Here is a 20,180-nt window from a genome sequence, read left to right as displayed (position 1 = left end):
AATAGATGAAAAAGCAGCGTATGATATACAAAATGTCTTGCGCACAAGGACAGAATATGGTATAGTCTTTCTATCGCGTACAACTGTGCGCCGGAAGAACTGAAAAAGACGTGCACGGCGGGGAAAGACCGTGCACTCTGGAGAAGCCCGCTTGTAAAGTGGGTGCCGAAGGTGTAAGGCCGCAGGGAAAGCGGCTGTATCTCTCAGGCAAAAGGACAGAGCCATCGTCTTTGCGCAATGGGGCGCAGCCGGGAATGCGGCGCACCCCGGCTGCGGAAAATGAGAGCGCTCCGATTTTTGCGGGCAGAGCCTTTGGTGGGTTCTGTCCGCTTTTGTTTTGTGTATAGGGGGAAAGAGAGAATGGTCGAGATGATCACGCAGGTGAACAATGCCATCAATGGCGTGGTGTGGGGGCCGTTTGGTCTGGCACTGCTGTTCTGCACCGGCTTCTGGATGAGCGCCCGCACGGGCTTTTTCCAGTTCCGCAAAATGGGCTACTGGCTCCGGCACACCATCGGCGCGATCTTCACCAACAAGGACATCACCGCGCACACCAGCAAGGAGGATATGGCCATCAGCCAGTTCCAGAGCATGTGCACGGCACTGGCGGGCACCATCGGCACCGGCAACATCGTGGGTGTGGCAACGGCCATCGTTTCCGGTGGGCCGGGTGCCATCTTCTGGATGTGGGTCATGGCATTGCTTGGCATGATGACCAGCTTTTCGGAGAATGTGCTGGGCGTGTACTACCGCCGCAAAAACGAAAAAGGCGAGTGGTCGGGCGGTGCCATGTACTACCTCACCGATGGTCTTGGCGCAAAGAAGGGCTGCAAACAGCTGGGCAAGGTGCTGGCAGTGCTGTTTGCCTGCTTCTGCATTCTGGCTTCCTTCGGCATTGGCAACATGAGCCAGATCAATTCCATCGCGGGCAACATGAACGCTGCTTTTGGCGTACCGACCCTCGTCACCGGCCTGTGCCTGATGGTGGTCACGGCCCTTATCGTCATTGGCGGTTTGAAGCGCGTTGCCGCTGTTACCGAAAAGCTGGTGCCGCTCATGGCCCTGTTCTACATTGCAGGCGCGCTCATCATCGTAGTGCTGCACGCGGGCAACATCCCAGCGGCATTTGCGGCTATTTTCAAGGGTGCGTTCAACCTGAACGCGGCAGGCGGCGGTGCGCTGGGCTACGGCATCAGCCAAACCATCACCTGGGGCTTCAAGCGCGGTGCCTTCTCCAACGAAGCCGGTCTCGGCTCTGCCGTCATGGTCAACTCCGCTTCCAACGTCAAGGAGCCGGTGCATCAGGGCATGTGGGGCGTGTTTGAGGTGTTTGCCGATACCATCGTGGTCTGCACGCTCACTGCTCTGGTCATCCTGACCACCGGCGTGGTGGACCTGCAGAGCGGCGCTGTACTGGCCGGTGTGCAGGACAACGCATTGGTGGGTCAGGCCTTCACCGCCGCATTTGGCAGCTTTGGCCCCAAGTTCATTGCTGTTTCCATTCTGTTGTTTGCCTACTCCACTACGCTGGGCTGGAGCCACTACGGCACCAAGGCCGTGGAGTATCTCTTCGGCACCACAGGCAGCCGCATCTACAAGGTGGTCTTTGTGTGCATGACCGTGGTGGGTGCCACCATGAAGCTGGGCCTTGCGTGGGATCTTTCCGATACTTTCAACGGTCTGATGATGATCCCGAACCTGATCGGCGTGCTGGTGCTGTCCGGCACTGTGGTGGACATCACCCGCAACTACTTCGACCGCCGGGTGAAGGGCAAGGACATCGAACCCATGTGGTCGGCTTTCCTGGAGTACCAGAAGCAGGAGGAGGCCGAAGCCGCCGCAGAGGAAGCGGAGCTGGAAAAGGCCGCAAACGAATAAAATACCCAAAAGCAAGGGCTGTCTGTGAATGAGGACAGCCCTTGCTTTTGTCTGCTGCCCTGCCTTATAATAAATTAAAAAAACAGGGGAGGGAACAACCATGAGCGAATTTTCCCATCTGAAAAACAAACTCCTTGCCGAACAGGTGGAGGACGAAATTTACCACTATATTCTGGATACCCCGCTGGAACCGGGAGCCAAGCTGCCCAATGAATTTGAGCTGGGCGAAAAATTCGGTGTGGGCCGCAGCACGGTGCGCGAAGCCGTGAAGCTGCTTTCCAGCAAGGGCATCGTGGAGGTGCGGCGCGGCTCCGGCACCTATGTGGTCACGACCGCCAAGGGCCTTTCGGACCCGCTGAACCTGCGCAGCGTGCAGGACAAGAACGCACTGGCGCTGGATCTGGTGAACGTGCGCCTGTTGCTGGAACCGGGCATGGCCGAGATGGCAGCGCTGAACGCTTCCGACGAGGACATTGAGCGCATCCAGCGCCTGTGCGACCGGGTGGAGAGCAAGATCCACAGCGGTGATCTGTACATTGAGGACGATATCGCGTTCCACACCTGCATTGCCGAGAGCAGCAAGAACATGGTGGTGGAGCAGCTCATCCCCATTATCGATACGGCGGTCATGATGTTCGTGAACGTCACCCACAAAAAGCTGACGGAGGAGACCATCCTGACCCACCGCATGATCACCGAAGCCATTGCCCAGCATGACCCCATTGGTGCCCGGTCTGCCATGGTGATGCACCTGAACTTCAACCGCAACTGCATCCGAAAGCTTTACGACGGCGAATGGGAAACCTGATGCCGCTGCATTTTACGTCCCCGCACAGTGCAAGGTCTGTGCGGGGACTTTTTATGCCTGAAGCTGTCTGATGACTTTTTAAGACAAATGACACGGAAAAGTTGGAAAATGGGCTGAATTGTATGATGTATCCAAGATTTCAGAGCAGTGTGCACGAAAAAATGGGCTGGTTATTGTCATAAAGTGGGTTCTGACTGTGACAACTTGCAAACGAGGCGGGATTCGATTAGAATGAACATGTAAGATGTCCGACAGTCAAAAGGACGATTTGCAAAGCAGAAAAAGAGCATTTTGGAGGTATGATCATGGAACTGCGTTCTCAGGCAGTGCGTAAACTGGCACCGGAAAACGATCCGCTGAAGATCGGCATGGGCTGGAAGGTGGACGACCTTGCAAAGCCCCAGATCATGGTGGAGAGCACCTTTGGCGACAGCCACCCCGGCAGCGCCCATCTGGATCAGTTCGTGAAGGAGGCTGTACAGGCAGTCAACACCCACGGCGGCAAGGCTGCACGCTATTTTGCAACCGATATGTGCGACGGCATCGCACAGGGCCACGACGGAATCAACTACTCGCTGCCCCACCGTGACGCCATCGTGAATCTGGTGGAAGCTCAGGCCAACGCCACCGTGTACGACGGCGGCGTGTTCATCGCCAGCTGCGACAAGTCCATGCCGGCCATGCTGATGAGCATTGGCCGCCTGAAGGATATGAGCGCCATCGTAGTCACCGGCGGCGTGATGGAAGCCCACACCCTGCCCAAGAAGTACGTGGTCAACGACCCCGCCTGCGCCATCAACGACCTGCTGACGCTGGAACAGATCGGCAAGTTCGACGCATGGGAAAAGACGGGCGTGATCCCCAACGAGCAGCTGGACTACTACAAGCACAATGCCTGCCCCAGCTGCGGTGCCTGCTCCTTTATGGGCACCGCTTCTACCATGCAGATCATGGCCGAGGCTCTGGGCCTGATGCTGCCCGGCACCGCCCTGATGCCGGCCACCGCCCCGGAGCTAAAGCAGGCTGCCTATGATGCCGGCGTTCAGGTGATGAAGCTGGTGGCCGAGGGCATCAAGGCCAAGGACATCATCACCATGAAGAGCTTTGAAAACGCTATCATGGTGCACGCCGCCATCTCCGGCTCCACCAATGCCACCATGCATCTGCCCGCCATCGCCCACGAGTTCGGCTTTGAGATCGACGCCGATACCTTTGACCGGATGCACCGCGGCGCACACTATCTGCTGAACATCCGTCCTTCCGGCGACTGGCCCGCACAGTACTTCTACTATGCAGGCGGCGTGCCCCGTGTGATGGAAGAGATCAAGTCCATGCTGCATCTGGACGTGATGACCGTCACCGGCAAGACGCTGGGCGAAAACCTGGAAGACCTGAAGAAGAACGGCTTCTACGAGCACTGCGACGAGATCCTGCAGGAAAAGACCAAGGGTCTGGGCATCAAAGTCACCCGCGAGGATATCATCCACAGCTTTGACAACGCCAAGGGCACCGACGGCAGCATTGCTATCCTGAAGGGCAATCTGGCCCCGGAGGGCAGTGTCATCAAGCACACCGCCTGCCCCAAGAACATGTTCCACGCCACCCTGCGCGCAAAGCCCTTTGACAGCGAGGAAGAGTGCATCAGCGCCGTTCTGAACAAGCGGGTCCAGCCCGGAGATGCCATCTTCATCCGTTACGAAGGCCCCCGCGGCAGCGGCATGCCCGAGATGTTCTACACCGGCGAGGCCATCTGCGCCGACCCGAAGCTGGCTTCCAGCGTGGCGCTCATCACCGACGGCCGCTTCTCCGGCGCAAGCCGCGGCCCGGTCATCGGCCATGTCAGCCCGGAGGCCGCTGTGGGCGGCCCCATCGCTCTGGTGGAAGAGGGCGATCTCATCCGCATCGATGTGCCGAACCGTCAGCTTGCCATCGTGGGCGTGAACGGTGAGGAAAAGACCCCCGAAGAGATGGAGGCTATCCTTGCCCAGCGCCGTGCCAACTGGAAGCCCAAGGCTCCCAAGTACACCAAGGGCCTGCTGAAGCTCTACTCTCAGCACGCCGTCAGCCCCATGAAGGGTGCATATATGGAGTAAAAACGCTTCGTTTGCGATAAAAACCAAAAACAAAAATCAACTGTTCAGCGTTTTTTTGCTGAACGGTCCGGATAAAGTTACGCCAAAAACAAAAAAGCGGATATTGCTTCACCTATAAAAACCATCGAAATCCGGTGTCCGTCTGCGGGGACGGCGCTGAAATAAGACCCAAAGCACACAAAACATCAAAAAATGGAGGAAACGTTTATGACAGCTGTTGCAACCCCGGACGCCGCGCGGCTCGTGTTCGCCGCGGTGGCGGGCCTGATCCTTTTGCTCATCCTTATCATCAAGTTCAAAGTCCACGCCATGATCTCCATCCTGATCGGTGCGGTGGGCATCGGCCTGATGGCCGGTATGCCCCTGTCTGACATCATCGGCTCGGTCAACGAAGGTATCGGCAACACCTTAAAGGGCATCGCTCTTCTGGTGGGCCTTGGCTCCATGTTCGGTGCCATTCTGGAAGAATCCGGCGGCGCACAGACGCTGGCCGTGACCATGGTGCGCAAGTTCGGCGACGAAAAAGCCGCATGGGCGCTGGGTATCACAGGTCTGGTGGTGGCCATGCCGGTGTTCTTCGATGCCGGTCTGATCATCCTGATCCCGCTGGCCTTCTCTCTGGCAAAGCGCACCAAGCGCTCGGTCCTGTACTATGTCATCCCTCTGCTGGCCGGTCTGGCTGTCGGCCACGCCTTCATCCCTCCCACGCCGGGCCCCGTTCTGGTGGCCAGCATGCTGGGCGTTGATCTGGGCTGGGTCATCCTCATCGGCATCTTCTGCGGCATCTTCGCCATGATCGCTGCCGGTCCCATCTGGGGCTCCATCTGCGGCAAAAAGTATATGATCGAGGTGCCCGAGCACGTTGCACAGCAGGCAGACATCGACGAGAGCAAGCTGCCCAAGTTCGGCACCATCGTGGGCATCATCCTGATCCCGCTGGTCCTCATCATTGCAAACTCTGTGGCAAAAGTGGTGCCCGCTCTGGCTGGCATCCAGCCCGTTCTGGCCTTCCTCGGTGAGCCCTTCATGGCTCTGCTGCTGGCTACCATCGCTGCTATGTATCTGCTGGGCACCCGTCACGGCTATAACAATGCCCAGCTGGAAAAGATCATGACCAAGTCCCTTGAGCCCACCGGTATGATCCTGCTGGTCACTGCCTGCGGCGGCGTGCTGCGCTACATGCTGCAGAACTCCGGTCTGGGCGATGTCATCGGCAACGCCGTGGCAAACGCCAGCCTGCCGCTGGTTCTGGTGGCCTTCATCGTGGCTGCTCTGGTGCGCATCTCCGTTGGTTCCTCTACCGTGGCTATGACCATGGCAGCAGGCATCATCTCCGCCATGCCCGGCATCAGCGAACTCAGCCCGCTGTATCTGGCCTGCGTCACCGCTGCCATCGCCGGCGGCTCCACCGTGTGCTCTCACTTCAACGACTCCGGCTTCTGGCTGGTGAAGAGCCTTGTGGGCATGGACGAAAAGACCACCCTCAAGACCTGGACCATCATGGAAACTCTGGTTGGCGGTGTGGGCTTCCTGGTAGCACTCATCATCTCCTTCTTTGCTTAATCATCCTCATCTGCGGGGCTGTGCCTGCACACAGTCTGCACAATGCTTTGCAAATTCCTGAAATCTCCTCAGCACAGCAGACCCCCGGGCGGTTTACCGCCCGGGGGTCTGCTGCTTTCTGTATTATAAAAGCTTTCTGTATTATAAAAGAGGTAGGTCCGGCCCGGAGGCCAGCTGGATGAAGGCGTCCATTTCCCGGGTGCAGCATTTATCCTTGTGGTAGAACATCTGGCGGTACATGGTCAGCCGGAAGTCCGACACCTCCAGAATGCGCAGATCTCCTCTGGACGCAGGCTCGGCCACAGCGAAGCGCGGCAGCAGGGAAATGCCGGAGGAGCGCTCCAGCATCTTGATGATAAAGGAGGTATCGCTGATCTCAAGGCTGGGGGTCAGCTCGATCTGGCGGGAAGCCAGAAACCGGTCAAAGGTGCGGCGGTAGTTGGCGTTGCGTTCGGTGAGGAAGAAGGGCTTGTCCAGAAGCTCTGCCACCCGGTACGGGCCGGGGTGGCCGAGGTCGATGTCCGGGGAAGCCACGAACACCACTTCTTCCGGGATCTCGTTGCATTTGTGCCAGCTGTTGGAGTAGCGCGGCTCGTCCAGAATGCAGATGAGGTCCACCTCGCCGCGCTCCATCTTTTCGATCAGCTCTTCCGGGGAGCCGGTAGTGACCCGAAGGCTGACTTTGGGGTGTTCCACCCGGAACTGATGCATCAGGCCGGGCAGACGGAAAAAGCAGAGGGATTCCAGCGTGCCGATGTGCAGGCAGCCCTCCAGCTCGGCATCCTCGCGCAGGGCGCGGCGGGCGTTGTGGATGGTATCCAGAATGCTGTTGGCGTATTCCAGAAAGCACTGACCCTGTGCGGTCAGGATCACCCGCTTGCCCATGCGGTCGAACAGGCGCACACCCAGCTCTTCTTCCAGCGCTTTGATCTGCACGGTAACGGCAGACTGGGAATAGCCCAGACTTTCCGCTGCCTTGGAAAAGCTCTGGAACTGGGCGGCACGGATCAGGGTGTTCAACTGGCGCACTTCCATGGCGAAGCTCCTTTGCTATTAAGATTTTTAAACCATAACTTTATTTTTATGAATTTGAATCATGCATATGTCTATGTTAAACTAAATGTGTCAACACGTCAAGTGAAAATTTGACGTTTCGTGAAAGGCTGGCCGTGCGGGCTGCGGCGGAGAGAGCGCTGTCAGGTGCCGCACAAAGGTCAGAATAGGAAAAGGAGGATTTTATTCTTATGGAAAAGAAAAAATTCAAGCTCGGACTGCTGCCGAAGCTGCTCATCGCCATCGTGCTGGGCATCATCATCGGCCAGTTCTTCCCGGTGTGGTTCTGCCGGGTCGTCGTCACGGCATCCAGCATCTTCAGCTCGTTCCTGAAGTTCATCATCCCGCTGATGATCGTGGCCTACGTCACCATGGGCATTGCCGACCTGAAGAGCGGCGCAGGCAAGCTGCTGCTCATCACGGTGGCTCTGGCCTACGGCTCCACCCTGATCGCGGGCTCGGCATCCTATCTGGTGTCCGCAAGCCTGTTCCCCAGCTTCATGAGCGAAGGCGCTCTGGAACAGATCGCCGCCACGGCTGACAACTCTCTGGTCAGCTACATCTCCATCTCCATCCCTCCGCTGCTGGACACCCTGTCTGCCGTGGTGCTGGCCTTCGTGCTGGGCCTGTGCCTGTCCACCTTGCGCGGCAAGACCATCGGTGATACACTTTATAATGGCATGAAGGACTTCTCCGGCATCATCGATCAGGTGCTGCACAGCGTCATCATCCCGCTGCTGCCCCTGTACGTCTGCGGTACCTTCATCGACATGACCAAGTCCGGCAAGACCTACGCCATTCTGGGCATCCTGTGGAAGGTGTTCCTGGTGGTCATCATCATGCATCTGGTCTGCATCTTCCTGCAGTTCTGCGTTGCAGGCGCTGTGAGCCACAAGAGCCCCTTCAAGATGATCCGCAACCAGATCCCCGGCTACACCACCGCTCTGGGCACTCAGTCCTCTGCAGCCACCATCCCGGTCAACCTGCAGTGCGCTGCGGCTGATGGCGTGAGCGAGCAGATCCGCAACTTCGTGGTGCCTCTGTGCGCCAACATCCACATGGCAGGCTCCATGATCACCATTACCGCCTGCGCAACTGCCGTCTGCCTGATGAACCAGCTGCCCATCAGCCTTGCTACCGTGGTGCCCTTCATCATGACGCTGGGCGTTGCCATGGTGGCTTCTCCCGGTGCTCCCGGCGGCTCCATCATGACCGCTCTGCCCTTCCTGTACATGATCTTTGGCGCTGAGGCCGGTGACCCCAATGGCCCCATCTGCGCCATCATGGTGGCTCTGTACATCACTCAGGATTCCTTCGGCACTGCCTGCAACGTCTCCGGCGACAACGCCATCGGCGTGATCGTGGAGACCATCTACCAGAAGTTCATCAACAAGAGCAGCGCAAGCGTCTGATGCGCGGCACGGTTCTTGACCTGACAGGAGTGACACCCCATGGCATTTATCAGTGTTTTTGATGTTCTGGGCCCGAACATGATCGGCCCTTCCAGCTCCCACACCGCAGGCGCGGAGATCATCGCCTTTCTGGCACAGAAGATGATCGCCCCGCCGCTGAAGCGGGCGGACTTTACCCTCTACGGCTCCTTTGCCAAGACCTACCACGGCCACGGTACCGACCGCGCCCTGCTGGGCGGCATCATGGGCTTTTCGGCCGATGATACCCGCATCCGGGATTCCTTTGCCATTGCCACCGACCGCGGCCTTGGCTACAGCTTCACCCCCAATGAGGTGGAGACCGACATCCACCCCAACACGGTGGATATCCGCATGGAGAATGCGGCCGGTCAGGTGATGACCGTGCGCGGTGAATCGCTGGGCGGCGGCAAGGTGCGCATCGTGCGGATCAACGGCGTGGAGGTGGACTTTACCGGCGAGTACAATGCCCTCATCGTGGTGCAGAAGGACAAGCCCGGCGTGGTGGCCCACATCACCAAGATCCTCAGCGACCGCAGCGTGAACATCGCGTTCATGCGTCTGTTCCGCGAGGAAAAGGGGCACACGGCTTACACCATCGTGGAGTCGGATGAGCGCCTGCCCGAGGGTGTGGATCAGCTGCTGCTGGCAAACCCGAACATCAACGATGTAATGGTCGTGCAGCCGTAAGGAGGGACGAGCGATGAACATGGATTTCAAGTCCGCCAAGGAGCTGCTGGACCTGTGTGAGGAAAACCAACTGCCCATTTCGGAAGTGATGCGCCAGCGGGAATGCCTGCTGGGCGAAACGCCCCGGGATGCTGTGGACCACCGCATGGCAAAGGCATGGGAGATCATGCGCGCTTCTGCCACCCAGCCGCTGAAAAAGCCCATCAAATCCATGGGCGGCCTGATCGGCGGCGAGGCCAAAAAGCTGGAAACACATTATAATAAGAAGAAAAACATCTGCGGCGATGTGCTGCAGAAGGCCATGACCTACGCCATGGCCGTGCTGGAAGTGAACGCTTCCATGGGCCTGATCGTGGCTGCACCCACCGCAGGCTCTGCAGGCGTGGTGCCGGGCATGATGCTGGCCCTGCAGGAGTGCTACCGCATCTCCGACCAGCGCATCGTGGATGCCCTGTTCAACGCCGGTGCCGTGGGCTATCTTGCCATGCGCAACGCCACCGTGGCCGGTGCCGTGGGCGGCTGTCAGGCCGAGGTGGGCATTGCGTCTGCCATGGCTGCTTCTGCCGCCGTGGAGCTGATGGGCGGCAACCCGCAGCAGTGTCTGGATGCAGCTTCCACCGTGCTGATGAACATGCTGGGCCTTGTGTGCGACCCCGTAGGCGGGCTGGTGGAGTACCCCTGCCAGAACCGCAACGCTGCCGGTGTGGCCAACGCCCTCATTGCAGCAGAACTGTCCCTGAGCGGCATCCGCCAGCTGATCCCCTTCGACCAGATGCTGGAGGCCATGTACGCCGTGGGCAAGCGCCTGCCCGCCGAGCTGCGCGAGACCGCCCTTGGCGGCTGTGCCGCCACCCCCGCCGCCTGTGCCGCCTGCGGCCTGTGCAGCGGGAACTGATCTTTCAACATGCAGCGCCGCCGGTGTGGAAACGCCCGGCGGCGTTTTTGCGCGTTCGTGACCGGAAATGCCGGCCCAAACGGCGGGGCTTTGCATCTTTTTGTGCAAACACACCGAAAAGATGGCCGGGATGACTGGCGCTTGTCTGCGAAATGTGATAAACTAAACGCAGAAGTGCTCTGCGCAGCCCGTGCAGAGCGGCAAAAAAGATGATAAGTGAGGTCGTTTGTAATGAAGATCATTCGTGCAAAAGATTATGCGGATATGTCCCGCAAGGCAGCCAATATCATTTCGGCACAGGTCATTATGAAGCCCAACTGCGTGCTGGGTCTGGCGACCGGCGGCACCCCCGTGGGCGCGTATGCACAGCTGGTGGACTGGTACAACAAGGGCGACATCGATTTTTCTGAGGTGACCACCGTCAATCTGGACGAGTACCGCGGCCTGCCCAAGGAGCACCCGGAAAGCTACTGGAGCTTCATGCACCGCAACCTGTTCGACAAGGTGAACATCGACCCTGCAAAGATCAACCTGCCGGACGGCACCAACCCCGATGCAGAGGATGCCTGCGCAAAGTACAACCAGATCATCCACGCTGTGGGCGGTATCGACCTGCAGCTGCTGGGCATCGGCCACGACGGCCACATCGGCTTCAACGAGCCGGGCGAAGCCTTTGAGCTGGAGACCCACTGTGTGAACCTGACCGCCGAGACCATTGAGGCAAACAAGCGCTTCTTTGACGGCAATGTGGATCTGGTGCCCAAGCAGGCTTATACCATGGGCATCAAGACTATCATGCAGGCACGCAAGGTGCTCATGGTGGCAAACGGCGCAGGCAAGGCCGAGATCGTCAAGAAGGCATTCTTCGGCCCCGTCACTCCGGAGGTGCCCGCAAGCATCCTGCAGATGCATCCGGACTTCACGCTGGTGGGCGACGAGGAAGCTCTGAGCCTGATCTGATCGTTCCGCGCTCTAACTGCCGCACGGTGCAATGCCGTGCGGCAGTTTTTTGCTGCCAACGGCTTTACAATCGCGCAAAAAGGCGGTATTCTTTTATATATGACACTTTTCTCAGGGAGGAAACCATGGATATCCGCCAGCTGCACTACTTTCTGGTATTGTGCGATGAAATGAATTACAGCCGCGCGGCACAGCGGCTGTTTTTGTCACGGCAGGCACTGCGGCAGAGCATCTCTGCGCTGGAAGCCGAGCTGTGCGGGCCGCTGTTCCTCAGCGCCCACCACAAGCTCACCCTTACCGACCGCGGCATGAGCCTGCAGCGCCATGCCGCGCCGGTAGTGGAGCAGTTCCAGCAGATGCAGGCATCCCTGCGGGCCGAGATCCAGTCGGCGCAGCCGGTGCGCATCGGCATCAGCGTGTCGCTGGTGCCGGACTACCTGCCCGGATTGGAGACCCAGCTGGACAAGTTCCGCCAGCAGTATCCCCATGTGGAGATGCGCTTCCGCATGATGGACAACGATGCGGTGGCGGACGATGTGGAGCAGGGGGAGCTGGACGCGGGTCTGGTCATCGATCTGGGCTGTGCTGCACCGGAACTGGCCCGCACCACCCTGCGGGCAGACCCTGCCTGCCTGCTGGTGCCTCGGGGGCACGCGTTCTGGGATAAGGAGAGCATCCCGCTGGCAGAGCTGCGCGGTCAGCGGGTGCTGCTGCCCAGCTTGCGGCAGGATCTGTTCAGCCCGCTGTGGTCGGCCTGCGCCCGGTTGGGCTTTGCGCCGAATGCGGAGATCGGCCCCAGCTTTTATCAGGCCTATTATCTTGTGCAGGAGCAGCTTTGCACCTGTCTGACCCGCTATGAACCGGGGGCCAGACGGGAACTGGACCGTGTGCGGGATGTGCTGCTGGAAGATCTGCCCCCGCTGTGCGTCTCACTGGTGCAGCGGCGGGATCATTCCTCTGCCTACATCGACCTGCTGCGCAGCTACCTGATGGAGGTGCTGGGCGGTTCGGCCAGCCTGCCGCCCCGCCGCGGACGGCCCGCAAAGCCGTTCTACAATTTCCCGGTGCTGTCCAGTGCTGCGGCAAAGGCTGCACCGGCCCACCCGGTGCCCGGCACCCAGCTGGATTTTGCCGGCGGCACCAACTTCCGGGAGCTGGGCGGTTACGAAGCCGACGAGGGCAAGCATATCAAGTGGGGCCAGATCTGGCGCGGCATCCCTACCTGCAAGCTCACCGGTGAGGCCGACCGCGCGAAGCTGGACGCGCTGGGCCTGCGCCTGATCCTTGATCTGCGCAGCAGCGGGGAAGTGCAGAAAGAACCGGACTACGTACCGGACGGTGCACGTCTGGTGCAGATCTGCGGCCTGTGCGCCGAGGACGGCCACGAGATCTCCTTTGCGCCGGATGATATCGCCGCCCTGATGAAGGGCTATGAAGAAAGCGCCGACGGCAGCACCTTCGTGCAGGCTATGTACGAGCGGATGCTGTTTGGCAACAAGGCGTTCAAGGAGCTGTTCCGTGCGCTGGAAGCAGGCGAGACCCCCATCCTGTTCCACTGCTCGGCCGGCAAGGACCGCACCGGCGTGGCGGCCATGCTCATTCTGCTGGCACTGGGCGCTTCGGATGAGACGATCTGTGCGGACTATGAGCGCACGAACCTCTGCCGCAAGGCTGAGATCGACGCAGTGCTGGCGGAGCACGCCGAAGAGATCGCGGCAAACCCGGCCTGCCGGATGCGCTATTACCGCAAGGCGGGCGTGGACCCGGCAGCCGCACCCTTTGTGCTGCGCACCATCCGCGCAAAATACGGCAGCGCCGAGAACTATCTGGAAGCCGAATACGGCCTGACCCCTGCGCGCCTGATGCGGCTGCGCAGGATGTATCTGGAATAAACGGGAACGGGGACGGCATCCGGTGTGGATACTGTCCCTGTTTTCTGCACAAAATGTTCTGCGGGGCAGGGTTTTCCTCTTGACAAGCGGGCAATTGTTTCGTACTATAAATAGTAGTATGGAATAAAAGACGCTGTGTGCAGGTCGTTCCCGTGACCCGTGTCCCTTACAGGCAGAGCCTGCCTGTTTTTATATAAGATAGAACTGTAGATAGAAAAGCTTGCAGCCTGTTCGTGCGGCATTTGCCGTGCGTGTGGTCTTGTTGCCACTTTTTGCATTGAAAGCTCACTTATAAAAAATGTTTGCAGCCTACACCTGCCCTACAGCGTCTCCTGCTTATGATTCAGAATTTTGAATTTTAACAAAGGAGAGTGAAATGCGATGTCCACGATCATCTGGATCGTGATCTTGATCGTCGCGCTTGCTGCGGGCATCGGTGCAGGCTATTTTATTGGTTACAACAACCGTAAAAAGACCGCCGAAGCCCAGATCGGCAGCGCGGAAGCCGAGGCCACCCGTCTGGTGAACGAAGCGATCAAGACCGCAGAACAGAAACGCAAGGAAGCGGTTCTGGAAGCAAAGGACGAGGCCTTCAAGCTGAAGGCCGAGGTGGATGCCCAGAAGGCAGAAGCCGATAAGGAGATCAAGCAGCGCCGTGCGGAGATCAGCCGTCAGGAGAACCGCATCGACCAGAAGGAAACCGCCCTCGACCGCAAGACCGAGGTACTGGAAAAGAAGGAAGAGGAGCTGAAAAAGCGCGCCGCTGAGGCCGAGGAGCGTCTGGCCGAGATCGAGGCCCTGCGCGCCAAGGAGATGGAGCGGCTGGAAACGCTGGCCGGTCTGAGTCAGGAGGACGCCCGCGAGGTGCTGCTGCACAAGGTGGACGAGGAGCTGACCCACGAAAAGGCCGTGCGCGTTGCCGCCTACGAGACCGACCTGAAGGAGAACTGCGACAACATCGCACGCAACCTGATCGGTCAGGCCGTCAGCCGCTGCGCTGCCGACCACTGCAGCGAGACCACCGTCAGCGTGGTGCCGCTGCCCAGCGACGAAATGAAGGGCCGCATCATCGGCCGCGAGGGCCGCAACATCCGCGCTCTGGAGACCGCGACCGGCGTGGACCTGATCATCGACGATACCCCGGAGGCCATCACCCTGTCCTCCTTCGACCAGACCCGCCGCGAGGTGGCCCGCATGACGCTGGAACGCCTGATCGGCGATGGCCGCATCCACCCCGCCCGCATCGAGGAGACGGTGGAAAAGTGCCGCCACGAGCTGGAGCTGCAGATGAAGCGCGAGGGCGAGCGTGCCGTGATGGAGCTGGGCATCCATGGCCTGCACCCCGACCTGATCAAGCTGATCGGCCGGTTGAAGTACCGCACCAGCTTTGGCCAGAACGCCCTGACCCACAGCATGGAGGTGGCATGGGTGGCCGGCCTGCTGGCAGGCGAAATGGGTGTGAACGTGACCATGGCACGCCGTGCCGGTCTGCTGCATGATATCGGCAAGGCACTGGATCATGAGATCGAGGGCAGCCATGTGCAGATCGGTGTGGACATCTGCCGCAAGTATAAGGAAAATACCCAGATCATCCATGCCATTGAGGCTCACCACGGCGACGTGGAGCCCAAGACCCCGCTGGCCTTCATCATTCAGGCTGCCGACGCCATCAGCGCTGCACGCCCGGGTGCCCGCCGCGAGAATGTGGAAAGCTACGTCAAGCGTCTGGAAAATCTGGAGGAGATCTCTTCCAGCTTCGAGGGTGTGGAGCAGGCCTTTGCCGTGCAGGCAGGCCGCGAAGTGCGCATCATGGTCAAGCCCGATGTCATCAGCGACGATCAGGTGATTCTGCTGGCACGCTCCATTGCCAAGAAGATCGAGGACACGCTGGATTACCCCGGCCAGATCAAGGTCAATGTGATCCGCGAGAGCCGCGCTGTGGAGTACGCAAAATAAAGTTTTGCCCAAAAAGCTGCCGTGCAGATGCACAGCAGCTTTTTTCTGCTTGTAATCCGGCGGCAAAAAAGGTATCATGGAGAAAAACAGACCGAAAGGGGAGAACCACTATATGAAACATGCAAGAAAATGGCTGGCTTGCCTGCTGGCGGGTGTACTGGCGCTGGCGGTGCTGGCCGGATGCAGTGCACTGATGGGCGGCACGGTGCAGAAGGATACAGAACAGGCCAAGGCCCTGATGAAAGAGGTAGACCCCAGCCTGACCTATAATACCGATCTGGAAGATGCAGCCAGCCGTCTGGCAGACTGGCTGGTGGAGGACTCCACCCAGCTGACCACCCAGTCCGGCCTGCTGACACGCAAGGTGCCCATGACCACCGGCTCCGGTGCCATGCTGGACACGAATGTGTACGATTTTATCGATCATTCCACCAGCTTTCTGTTCCTGCCCAGAGGCGTGGTGATCGGCCTTGCAATGAACAACGAATGGGGCTTTACCGGCTACTTATATGCTCCGCCGCTGAGCGAGGCGGGCAGCGCACTGCGCAGCTATGCGGCAGGCTGCACACAGATGGGCGCGGTGTTCATTGAATACGGCGGCGAGACTTACGTAGTGGCTATGTTTGCCTAAAAACCGAAAAAACGGTGTTTCCCTGCTGAGAACGGTGCGTTTTCAGCAGGGATTTTTTGTGTCTGGTATGTGCACAAAAAACAGGTTGAAAGTACGACTTATGTACAAAAAATGAAAATACGCAGGTGAAATCTCTTCATCTGTTTCCCCGAAAAACACAAAAAACTCATGTTTTCACGAAACTGTATTTTGTGCAACTACAGTATATCTTCAAAACTGCACAAAAACAAAAACAAAATTTTTGCTGACCATTGGTCAAAGCACAGAAAAACAGCCGGAAGCCTTTCCTTTTCAGGCGGAACAGCGTATAATGCGGATATCGCACAAAGGTGTGCAGTGCTCCAGAGGAGGAGCAAAAAACCTTTGTGCATTTTTCACCATTCAATGCTTTACCTTAATAAAGCATTGAGGTAAGAGAGAGGGAAAAAATATGAAATTCGATCGTCGTATTTCTCGCCGCAGCTTCCTGGCTGCTGCAGGCGTATCGGCTGCTGCACTGGCTCTGACTGCCTGCGGCGGCTCTTCCAGCACCGCTGCTTCCGGCTCTACCGCTGCTTCTGGTGCAGCCGCCTCTGCTGAGGGCGGTGTGCTGAACGTCATGCTGGAGACCGAAGTCCAGTCTCTGGACCCCCAGCTGGCTACCGACGGCACCTCCTTTGAGGTCATCGCCAACTACACCGACGGCCTGATGCAGATGGATGCGAACGGTGCAGCCGTGGAGGCTCTGGCAGAGAGCTATGAGCTGAGCGAGGACGGCAAGACCTACACCTTCCACCTGAAGGATGCAAAGTGGTCCAATGGCGATGCCGTTACCGCAGCAGACTTCGTGTTTGGCTGGCAGCGTGCTGTTGACCCCGCAAACGCATCCGAGTATGCCTACATGCTGAGCGATATCGGTCAGGTGGTCAACGCCGCCGACATCATTGCAGGCAGCAAGCCCGTCACCGATCTGGGCATCACCGCAGTGGACGACAAGACCCTGAAGGTGGAGCTGAACGTTCCGGTCAGCTACTTCCTGAGCCTGATGTATTTCCCCACCTTCTACCCCATGAACCAGAAGTTCTTTGAGAGCTGCGGCGATACCTACGGCACCAGCGCAGACACCGTGCTGTCCAACGGTGCATTCGTGCTGACCAGCTATGAGCCGGCTGCCACCGCTTTTGAGCTGGTGAAGAACGCCGACTACTACGATGCTGACCGCATTGCTCTGGACGGCCTGAACTATCAGGTCATCAAGGACAGCCAGCAGGCTCTGATGAGCTATCAGAACGGCGATCTGGATATCACCCTGCTGAACGGCGAGCAGGTGGAGCAGGTCAAGGACGACCCCGAGTTCACCAGCGTGGGCGCCGGCTACCTGTGGTACATCAGCCCCAACATGGACGCTGTGCCGGAGCTGGCAAACCTGAACCTGCGCCGTGCCATCACCTTTGCACTGGATCGTGATTCCATCACCAATGACGTGCTGAAGGACGGCTCTTCTCCCGCCTACACCGCAGTGCCCGCACAGTTCGCCACCGGCCCGGACGGCAGCGATTTCAGCGCCGACCAGACCAAGTTTGCAGAGTTCTGCGCATACGATCCCGACAAGGCTGCAGAGTACTACGAGCAGGCCAAGGCTGAGCTGGGCAAGGATTCCTTCTCCTTCACCATGGTCGTCGATGCCGACGATGCTCCTCAGAAGGTCGCTCAGGTCGTTCAGGAGCAGCTGCAGACCACTCTGCCCGGCTTTACTCTGGAGCTGAAGGTGGAGCCCAAGAAGCAGCGCGTGCAGGATATGCAGGACGGCAACTTTGAGATCGGCCTGACCCGCTGGGGCCCCGACTACGCCGATCCCATGACCTATCTGGGCATGTGGGTCACCGGCAACTCCAACAACTACGGTCTGTGGAGCGATGCTGACTACGATGCCGTCATCGCAGAGTGCACCACCGGCGATCTGTGCACCGATCCCGAGGGCCGCTGGGAAGCCATGTATGACGCTGAGTCCATCGTGCTGGAGCAGGCCGCCATCTTCCCGCTGTATGGTCAGTGCAACGCCGAGATGATCTCTTCTGCCGTGACCGGCGTGGACTTCCACCCGGTTGCTCTGAACCGCGTCTTCAAGGACGCAAAGAAGAGCGTCTGATCCTGATCGAGAACTGAAATGCCGCACAGTGGCAGCGTGATTGCCGCTGTGCGACTTTTTGGCTTTTGCACTGTCCGCGTCCGGCGCACGGATGACCGCGGCGGAAAAAGCCGCCCTGTCTTGAGCAGGGAGAAGAAGAAACTTTAAGGGGGTCTACCCAACGTGAAAAAATACACGCTCAAGCGTATCATCACTTCGTTGTTTACGCTGCTGGCCATCCTGCTGGTGTTGTTCATCCTCATGCAGCTGATGCCCGGTTCGCCCTTCAACGATGAAAAGCTGACACCGGAAATGCGCGCATCCCTGTACGCAAAGTACGGTCTGGATCAGCCGATCTATGTGCAGTTCTTCCGCTATGTGACCAACATGCTGCGCGGTGACTTCGGCGTCAGCTACAATATCTCCAAGAACACGCCCATCTCCCAGCTGATCCAGTCCCGTCTGCCCATTTCCATCCGTGTGGGCGGCATGGCTGTCACACTGGGTGCCATCGTGGGCCTTGTGCTCGGCATCATTGCAGCCCTCAAGCGGGACACCATCTTCGACACTCTGGCCACCATCATCTCGGTCATCGGCGTGTCGGTGCCGTCTTACGTGATTGCACTGGCCCTGAGCTATACCTTTGGCTTCAAGCTCAAGTGGTTCCCCATGCTGTTCTCCGCAAAGGACGTGTTCGGCTCCAGTGTGCTGCCCAGCATCTCGCTGTCCATGTTCACCATGGCTTCCATTGCCCGCTTTACCCGCAGTGAAATGATCGAAGTTCTGGACTCCGATTATATGCTGCTGGCCGAGAGCAAGGGCATTTCCGGCCCGGCGCTGATCTTCCGCCACGCGCTGCGCAACGCGCTGATCCCCATTATCACTGTGCTGGCCCCGCTGATCGTGGACCTGATGACCGGCTCGCTGGTGGTGGAGAAGATCTTCGCCATTCCCGGCGTGGGCAGCCTGCTGGTGACGGCTATCCAGTCCAACGACTACAATGTGGTCATCAGCCTGAGCTTCATCTACAGTGCCATGTACATTGGCATCATGCTGGTCGTTGACCTGCTGTACGGCATCATCGACCCGCGCATCCGCTTGGCAAAGGGGGACGACTGATATGGCAGAAAAAGCGATTCACCTGGGAGGCGAAGCCACTGCTGACGCCATCGTCAGCGCCGTGGATACCATGTATTCCGAGCACACCTTCAACGAGAAGGACTTTGCGCTCAAGCATAACGACGCAGAGATCGCAATGGACTCGAACTTTGCCGCACAGAGCTTCTGGAAGGATGTGCGGGTGCGCTTCTTCCGCAAAAAGAGCGCGGTGCTCGGCCTGATCCTCGTTGTCTTTATCGTGCTGCTGGCGGCATTTGGCCCCGGCATGAACGAGTATACCTACTCCGGTCAGGAGCTGAGCCAGAAAAACTTTGCGCCCCGCGTGCAGGTGCTGGAGAACTTCGGCATCTTCAACGGTGACGAGAAAATGAGCACCACCACCGGTTCCAAGACGGTCAATGCCTATGTGGAAAAGGGCAAGGAGGATGTCTACTACTGGTTCGGCAGCGACACCTATGGCCGCGATATCTGGACCCGCACCTGGGAGGGTGCCCGCGTGTCCCTGATCATCGCGGTTGCCGCCGCCATCATCGATATGGTCATCGGCATGAGCTACGGCCTGATCTCCGGCTACTTTGGCGGCAAGGTGGATATGATGATGCAGCGTTTTCTGGAAGTTGCCAACGGCATCCCCCGTCTGGTGATCGTCACGCTGCTTCTGCTGGTGCTCAAGCCCGGCATGATCACCATTATCTTTGCTCTGATGCTCACCGAGTGGGTGGGCATGAGCCGCATTGCCCGCGCTGAGATGCTCAAGCTGAAGGATCAGGAGTTCGTGCTGGCCTCCCGCACGCTGGGCGCAGGCAGCTTCTTCATCATCTTCAAGGAAGTGCTGCCCAACATCATCGGACCCATCATCACGCAGGTCATGTTCAGCATCCCCACCGCAATTTTCACCGAGGCATTCCTGTCCTTTGTGGGTCTTGGCATCCCGGTGCCGCAGTGCTCGCTGGGTTCTCTGATCAGCGAGCTGTACAACAGCTTTACCCCCCATCCTTATCAGATCATCCCGCCGATGGTGGTCATGAGTCTGCTGATGATGAGCTTCAACCTCGTGGCCGACGGCCTGCGCGAGGCTCTGGACCCCAAGATGAAGAGTATGTAA

At 58.7% G+C, this 20,180-nt stretch carries 15 protein-coding genes and 1 riboswitch; of the genes, 14 read left to right on the top strand and 1 reads right to left on the bottom strand.

Annotated features, from left to right (window positions below; translation table 11 throughout):
• Positions 1 to 127: 127 nt before the first annotated feature.
• Positions 128 to 229, top strand: a riboswitch (glycine riboswitch).
• 131 nt (positions 230 to 360) lie between these two features.
• From J3348_RS12155 to J3348_RS12140, 4 genes are all read left to right on the top strand, one after another.
• Positions 361 to 1,878, top strand: a complete 1,518-nt coding sequence (locus J3348_RS12155; RefSeq protein ID WP_097774156.1) for a sodium:alanine symporter family protein — start codon at positions 361 to 363, stop codon at positions 1,876 to 1,878.
• 100 nt (positions 1,879 to 1,978) lie between these two features.
• Positions 1,979 to 2,686: a FadR/GntR family transcriptional regulator gene (locus J3348_RS12150; RefSeq protein ID WP_207699068.1), complete on the top strand. Its 708-nt coding sequence runs from the start codon at positions 1,979 to 1,981 to the stop codon at positions 2,684 to 2,686.
• A gap of 305 nt (positions 2,687 to 2,991) precedes the next feature.
• The gene (ilvD, locus tag J3348_RS12145) at positions 2,992 to 4,779 is read left to right on the top strand and encodes a dihydroxy-acid dehydratase (RefSeq protein WP_207699067.1); all 1,788 of its coding nucleotides are present in this window, start codon (positions 2,992 to 2,994) and stop codon (positions 4,777 to 4,779) included.
• Between the two features lie 207 nt (positions 4,780 to 4,986).
• Positions 4,987 to 6,342 (top strand): gluconate:H+ symporter, encoded by a 1,356-nt coding sequence (locus tag J3348_RS12140; protein ID WP_097777045.1) that lies wholly within the window; start codon positions 4,987 to 4,989, stop codon positions 6,340 to 6,342.
• 141 nt (positions 6,343 to 6,483) lie between these two features.
• Here the strand turns inward: J3348_RS12140 and J3348_RS12135 are convergent, their stop codons facing one another.
• Entirely contained in the window at positions 6,484 to 7,377 is an 894-nt protein-coding gene (locus J3348_RS12135) for a LysR family transcriptional regulator (protein WP_207699066.1), read from the bottom strand.
• A 209-nt stretch (positions 7,378 to 7,586) separates the two neighbouring features.
• Here J3348_RS12135 and J3348_RS12130 point away from each other — a divergent pair, with 209 nt between their 5' ends.
• The 10 genes from J3348_RS12130 (at position 7,587) to J3348_RS12085 (ending at position 20,180) form a co-directional block, all read left to right on the top strand.
• Positions 7,587 to 8,807, top strand: coding sequence for a dicarboxylate/amino acid:cation symporter (locus J3348_RS12130; protein ID WP_097780990.1), 1,221 nt, complete (start codon positions 7,587 to 7,589; stop codon positions 8,805 to 8,807).
• Between the two features lie 39 nt (positions 8,808 to 8,846).
• Entirely contained in the window at positions 8,847 to 9,515 is a 669-nt protein-coding gene (sdaAB, locus tag J3348_RS12125) for an L-serine ammonia-lyase, iron-sulfur-dependent subunit beta (protein ID WP_005936832.1), read from the top strand.
• 19 nt (positions 9,516 to 9,534) lie between these two features.
• Positions 9,535 to 10,410: an L-serine ammonia-lyase, iron-sulfur-dependent, subunit alpha gene (gene sdaAA, locus J3348_RS12120; protein WP_120081348.1), complete on the top strand. Its 876-nt coding sequence runs from the start codon at positions 9,535 to 9,537 to the stop codon at positions 10,408 to 10,410.
• A gap of 231 nt (positions 10,411 to 10,641) precedes the next feature.
• Complete coding sequence (gene nagB / locus J3348_RS12115) at positions 10,642 to 11,370, top strand: glucosamine-6-phosphate deaminase (RefSeq protein WP_005936840.1); 729 nt, start codon at positions 10,642 to 10,644, stop codon at positions 11,368 to 11,370.
• A 125-nt stretch (positions 11,371 to 11,495) separates the two neighbouring features.
• Positions 11,496 to 13,262, top strand: a complete 1,767-nt coding sequence (locus tag J3348_RS12110) for a tyrosine-protein phosphatase (protein ID WP_207699065.1) — start codon at positions 11,496 to 11,498, stop codon at positions 13,260 to 13,262.
• A 381-nt stretch (positions 13,263 to 13,643) separates the two neighbouring features.
• Positions 13,644 to 15,218 carry a ribonuclease Y gene (gene rny / locus J3348_RS12105; protein ID WP_097774149.1) on the top strand — a complete coding sequence of 525 codons (1,575 nt, stop codon included), beginning with the start codon at positions 13,644 to 13,646 and terminating at the stop codon, positions 15,216 to 15,218.
• 112 nt (positions 15,219 to 15,330) lie between these two features.
• Complete coding sequence (locus tag J3348_RS12100; protein WP_207699064.1) at positions 15,331 to 15,849, top strand: hypothetical protein; 519 nt, start codon at positions 15,331 to 15,333, stop codon at positions 15,847 to 15,849.
• 430 nt (positions 15,850 to 16,279) lie between these two features.
• A complete protein-coding gene (locus J3348_RS12095; protein WP_207699063.1) occupies positions 16,280 to 17,977 on the top strand; it encodes a peptide ABC transporter substrate-binding protein in 1,698 nt (565 codons plus the stop codon).
• 162 nt (positions 17,978 to 18,139) lie between these two features.
• Positions 18,140 to 19,075 (top strand): ABC transporter permease, encoded by a 936-nt coding sequence (locus tag J3348_RS12090; protein WP_005936865.1) that lies wholly within the window; start codon positions 18,140 to 18,142, stop codon positions 19,073 to 19,075.
• Position 19,076: 1 nt separating this feature from the next.
• On the top strand, positions 19,077 to 20,180 hold the full coding sequence (locus J3348_RS12085; protein ID WP_207699062.1) for an ABC transporter permease: 1,104 nt from the start codon (positions 19,077 to 19,079) through the stop codon (positions 20,178 to 20,180).

Source organism: Faecalibacterium sp. Marseille-Q4896, assembly GCF_017377615.1.
Classification (GTDB): Bacteria; Bacillota; Clostridia; order Oscillospirales; family Ruminococcaceae; genus Faecalibacterium; species Faecalibacterium taiwanense.
Note: the sequence above shows the minus strand (reverse complement) of the source record. Positions and strands in the feature narration are given on the sequence as shown.

What these genes read in the sequence shown, in the direction of transcription:
- J3348_RS12155 (WP_097774156.1), top strand. Translation starts at nt 361, where the DNA reads ATGGTCGAGATGATCACGCAGGTGAACAATGCCATCAATGGCGTGGTG.
- J3348_RS12150 (WP_207699068.1), top strand. Translation starts at nt 1,979, where the DNA reads ATGAGCGAATTTTCCCATCTGAAAAACAAACTCCTTGCCGAACAGGTG.
- ilvD (WP_207699067.1), top strand. Translation starts at nt 2,992, where the DNA reads ATGGAACTGCGTTCTCAGGCAGTGCGTAAACTGGCACCGGAAAACGAT.
- J3348_RS12140 (WP_097777045.1), top strand. Translation starts at nt 4,987, where the DNA reads ATGACAGCTGTTGCAACCCCGGACGCCGCGCGGCTCGTGTTCGCCGCG.
- J3348_RS12135 (WP_207699066.1), bottom strand. Translation starts at nt 7,377, where the DNA reads ATGGAAGTGCGCCAGTTGAACACCCTGATCCGTGCCGCCCAGTTCCAG.
- J3348_RS12130 (WP_097780990.1), top strand. Translation starts at nt 7,587, where the DNA reads ATGGAAAAGAAAAAATTCAAGCTCGGACTGCTGCCGAAGCTGCTCATC.
- sdaAB (WP_005936832.1), top strand. Translation starts at nt 8,847, where the DNA reads ATGGCATTTATCAGTGTTTTTGATGTTCTGGGCCCGAACATGATCGGC.
- sdaAA (WP_120081348.1), top strand. Translation starts at nt 9,535, where the DNA reads ATGGATTTCAAGTCCGCCAAGGAGCTGCTGGACCTGTGTGAGGAAAAC.
- nagB (WP_005936840.1), top strand. Translation starts at nt 10,642, where the DNA reads ATGAAGATCATTCGTGCAAAAGATTATGCGGATATGTCCCGCAAGGCA.
- J3348_RS12110 (WP_207699065.1), top strand. Translation starts at nt 11,496, where the DNA reads ATGGATATCCGCCAGCTGCACTACTTTCTGGTATTGTGCGATGAAATG.
- rny (WP_097774149.1), top strand. Translation starts at nt 13,644, where the DNA reads ATGTCCACGATCATCTGGATCGTGATCTTGATCGTCGCGCTTGCTGCG.
- J3348_RS12100 (WP_207699064.1), top strand. Translation starts at nt 15,331, where the DNA reads ATGAAACATGCAAGAAAATGGCTGGCTTGCCTGCTGGCGGGTGTACTG.
- J3348_RS12095 (WP_207699063.1), top strand. Translation starts at nt 16,280, where the DNA reads ATGAAATTCGATCGTCGTATTTCTCGCCGCAGCTTCCTGGCTGCTGCA.
- J3348_RS12085 (WP_207699062.1), top strand. Translation starts at nt 19,077, where the DNA reads ATGGCAGAAAAAGCGATTCACCTGGGAGGCGAAGCCACTGCTGACGCC.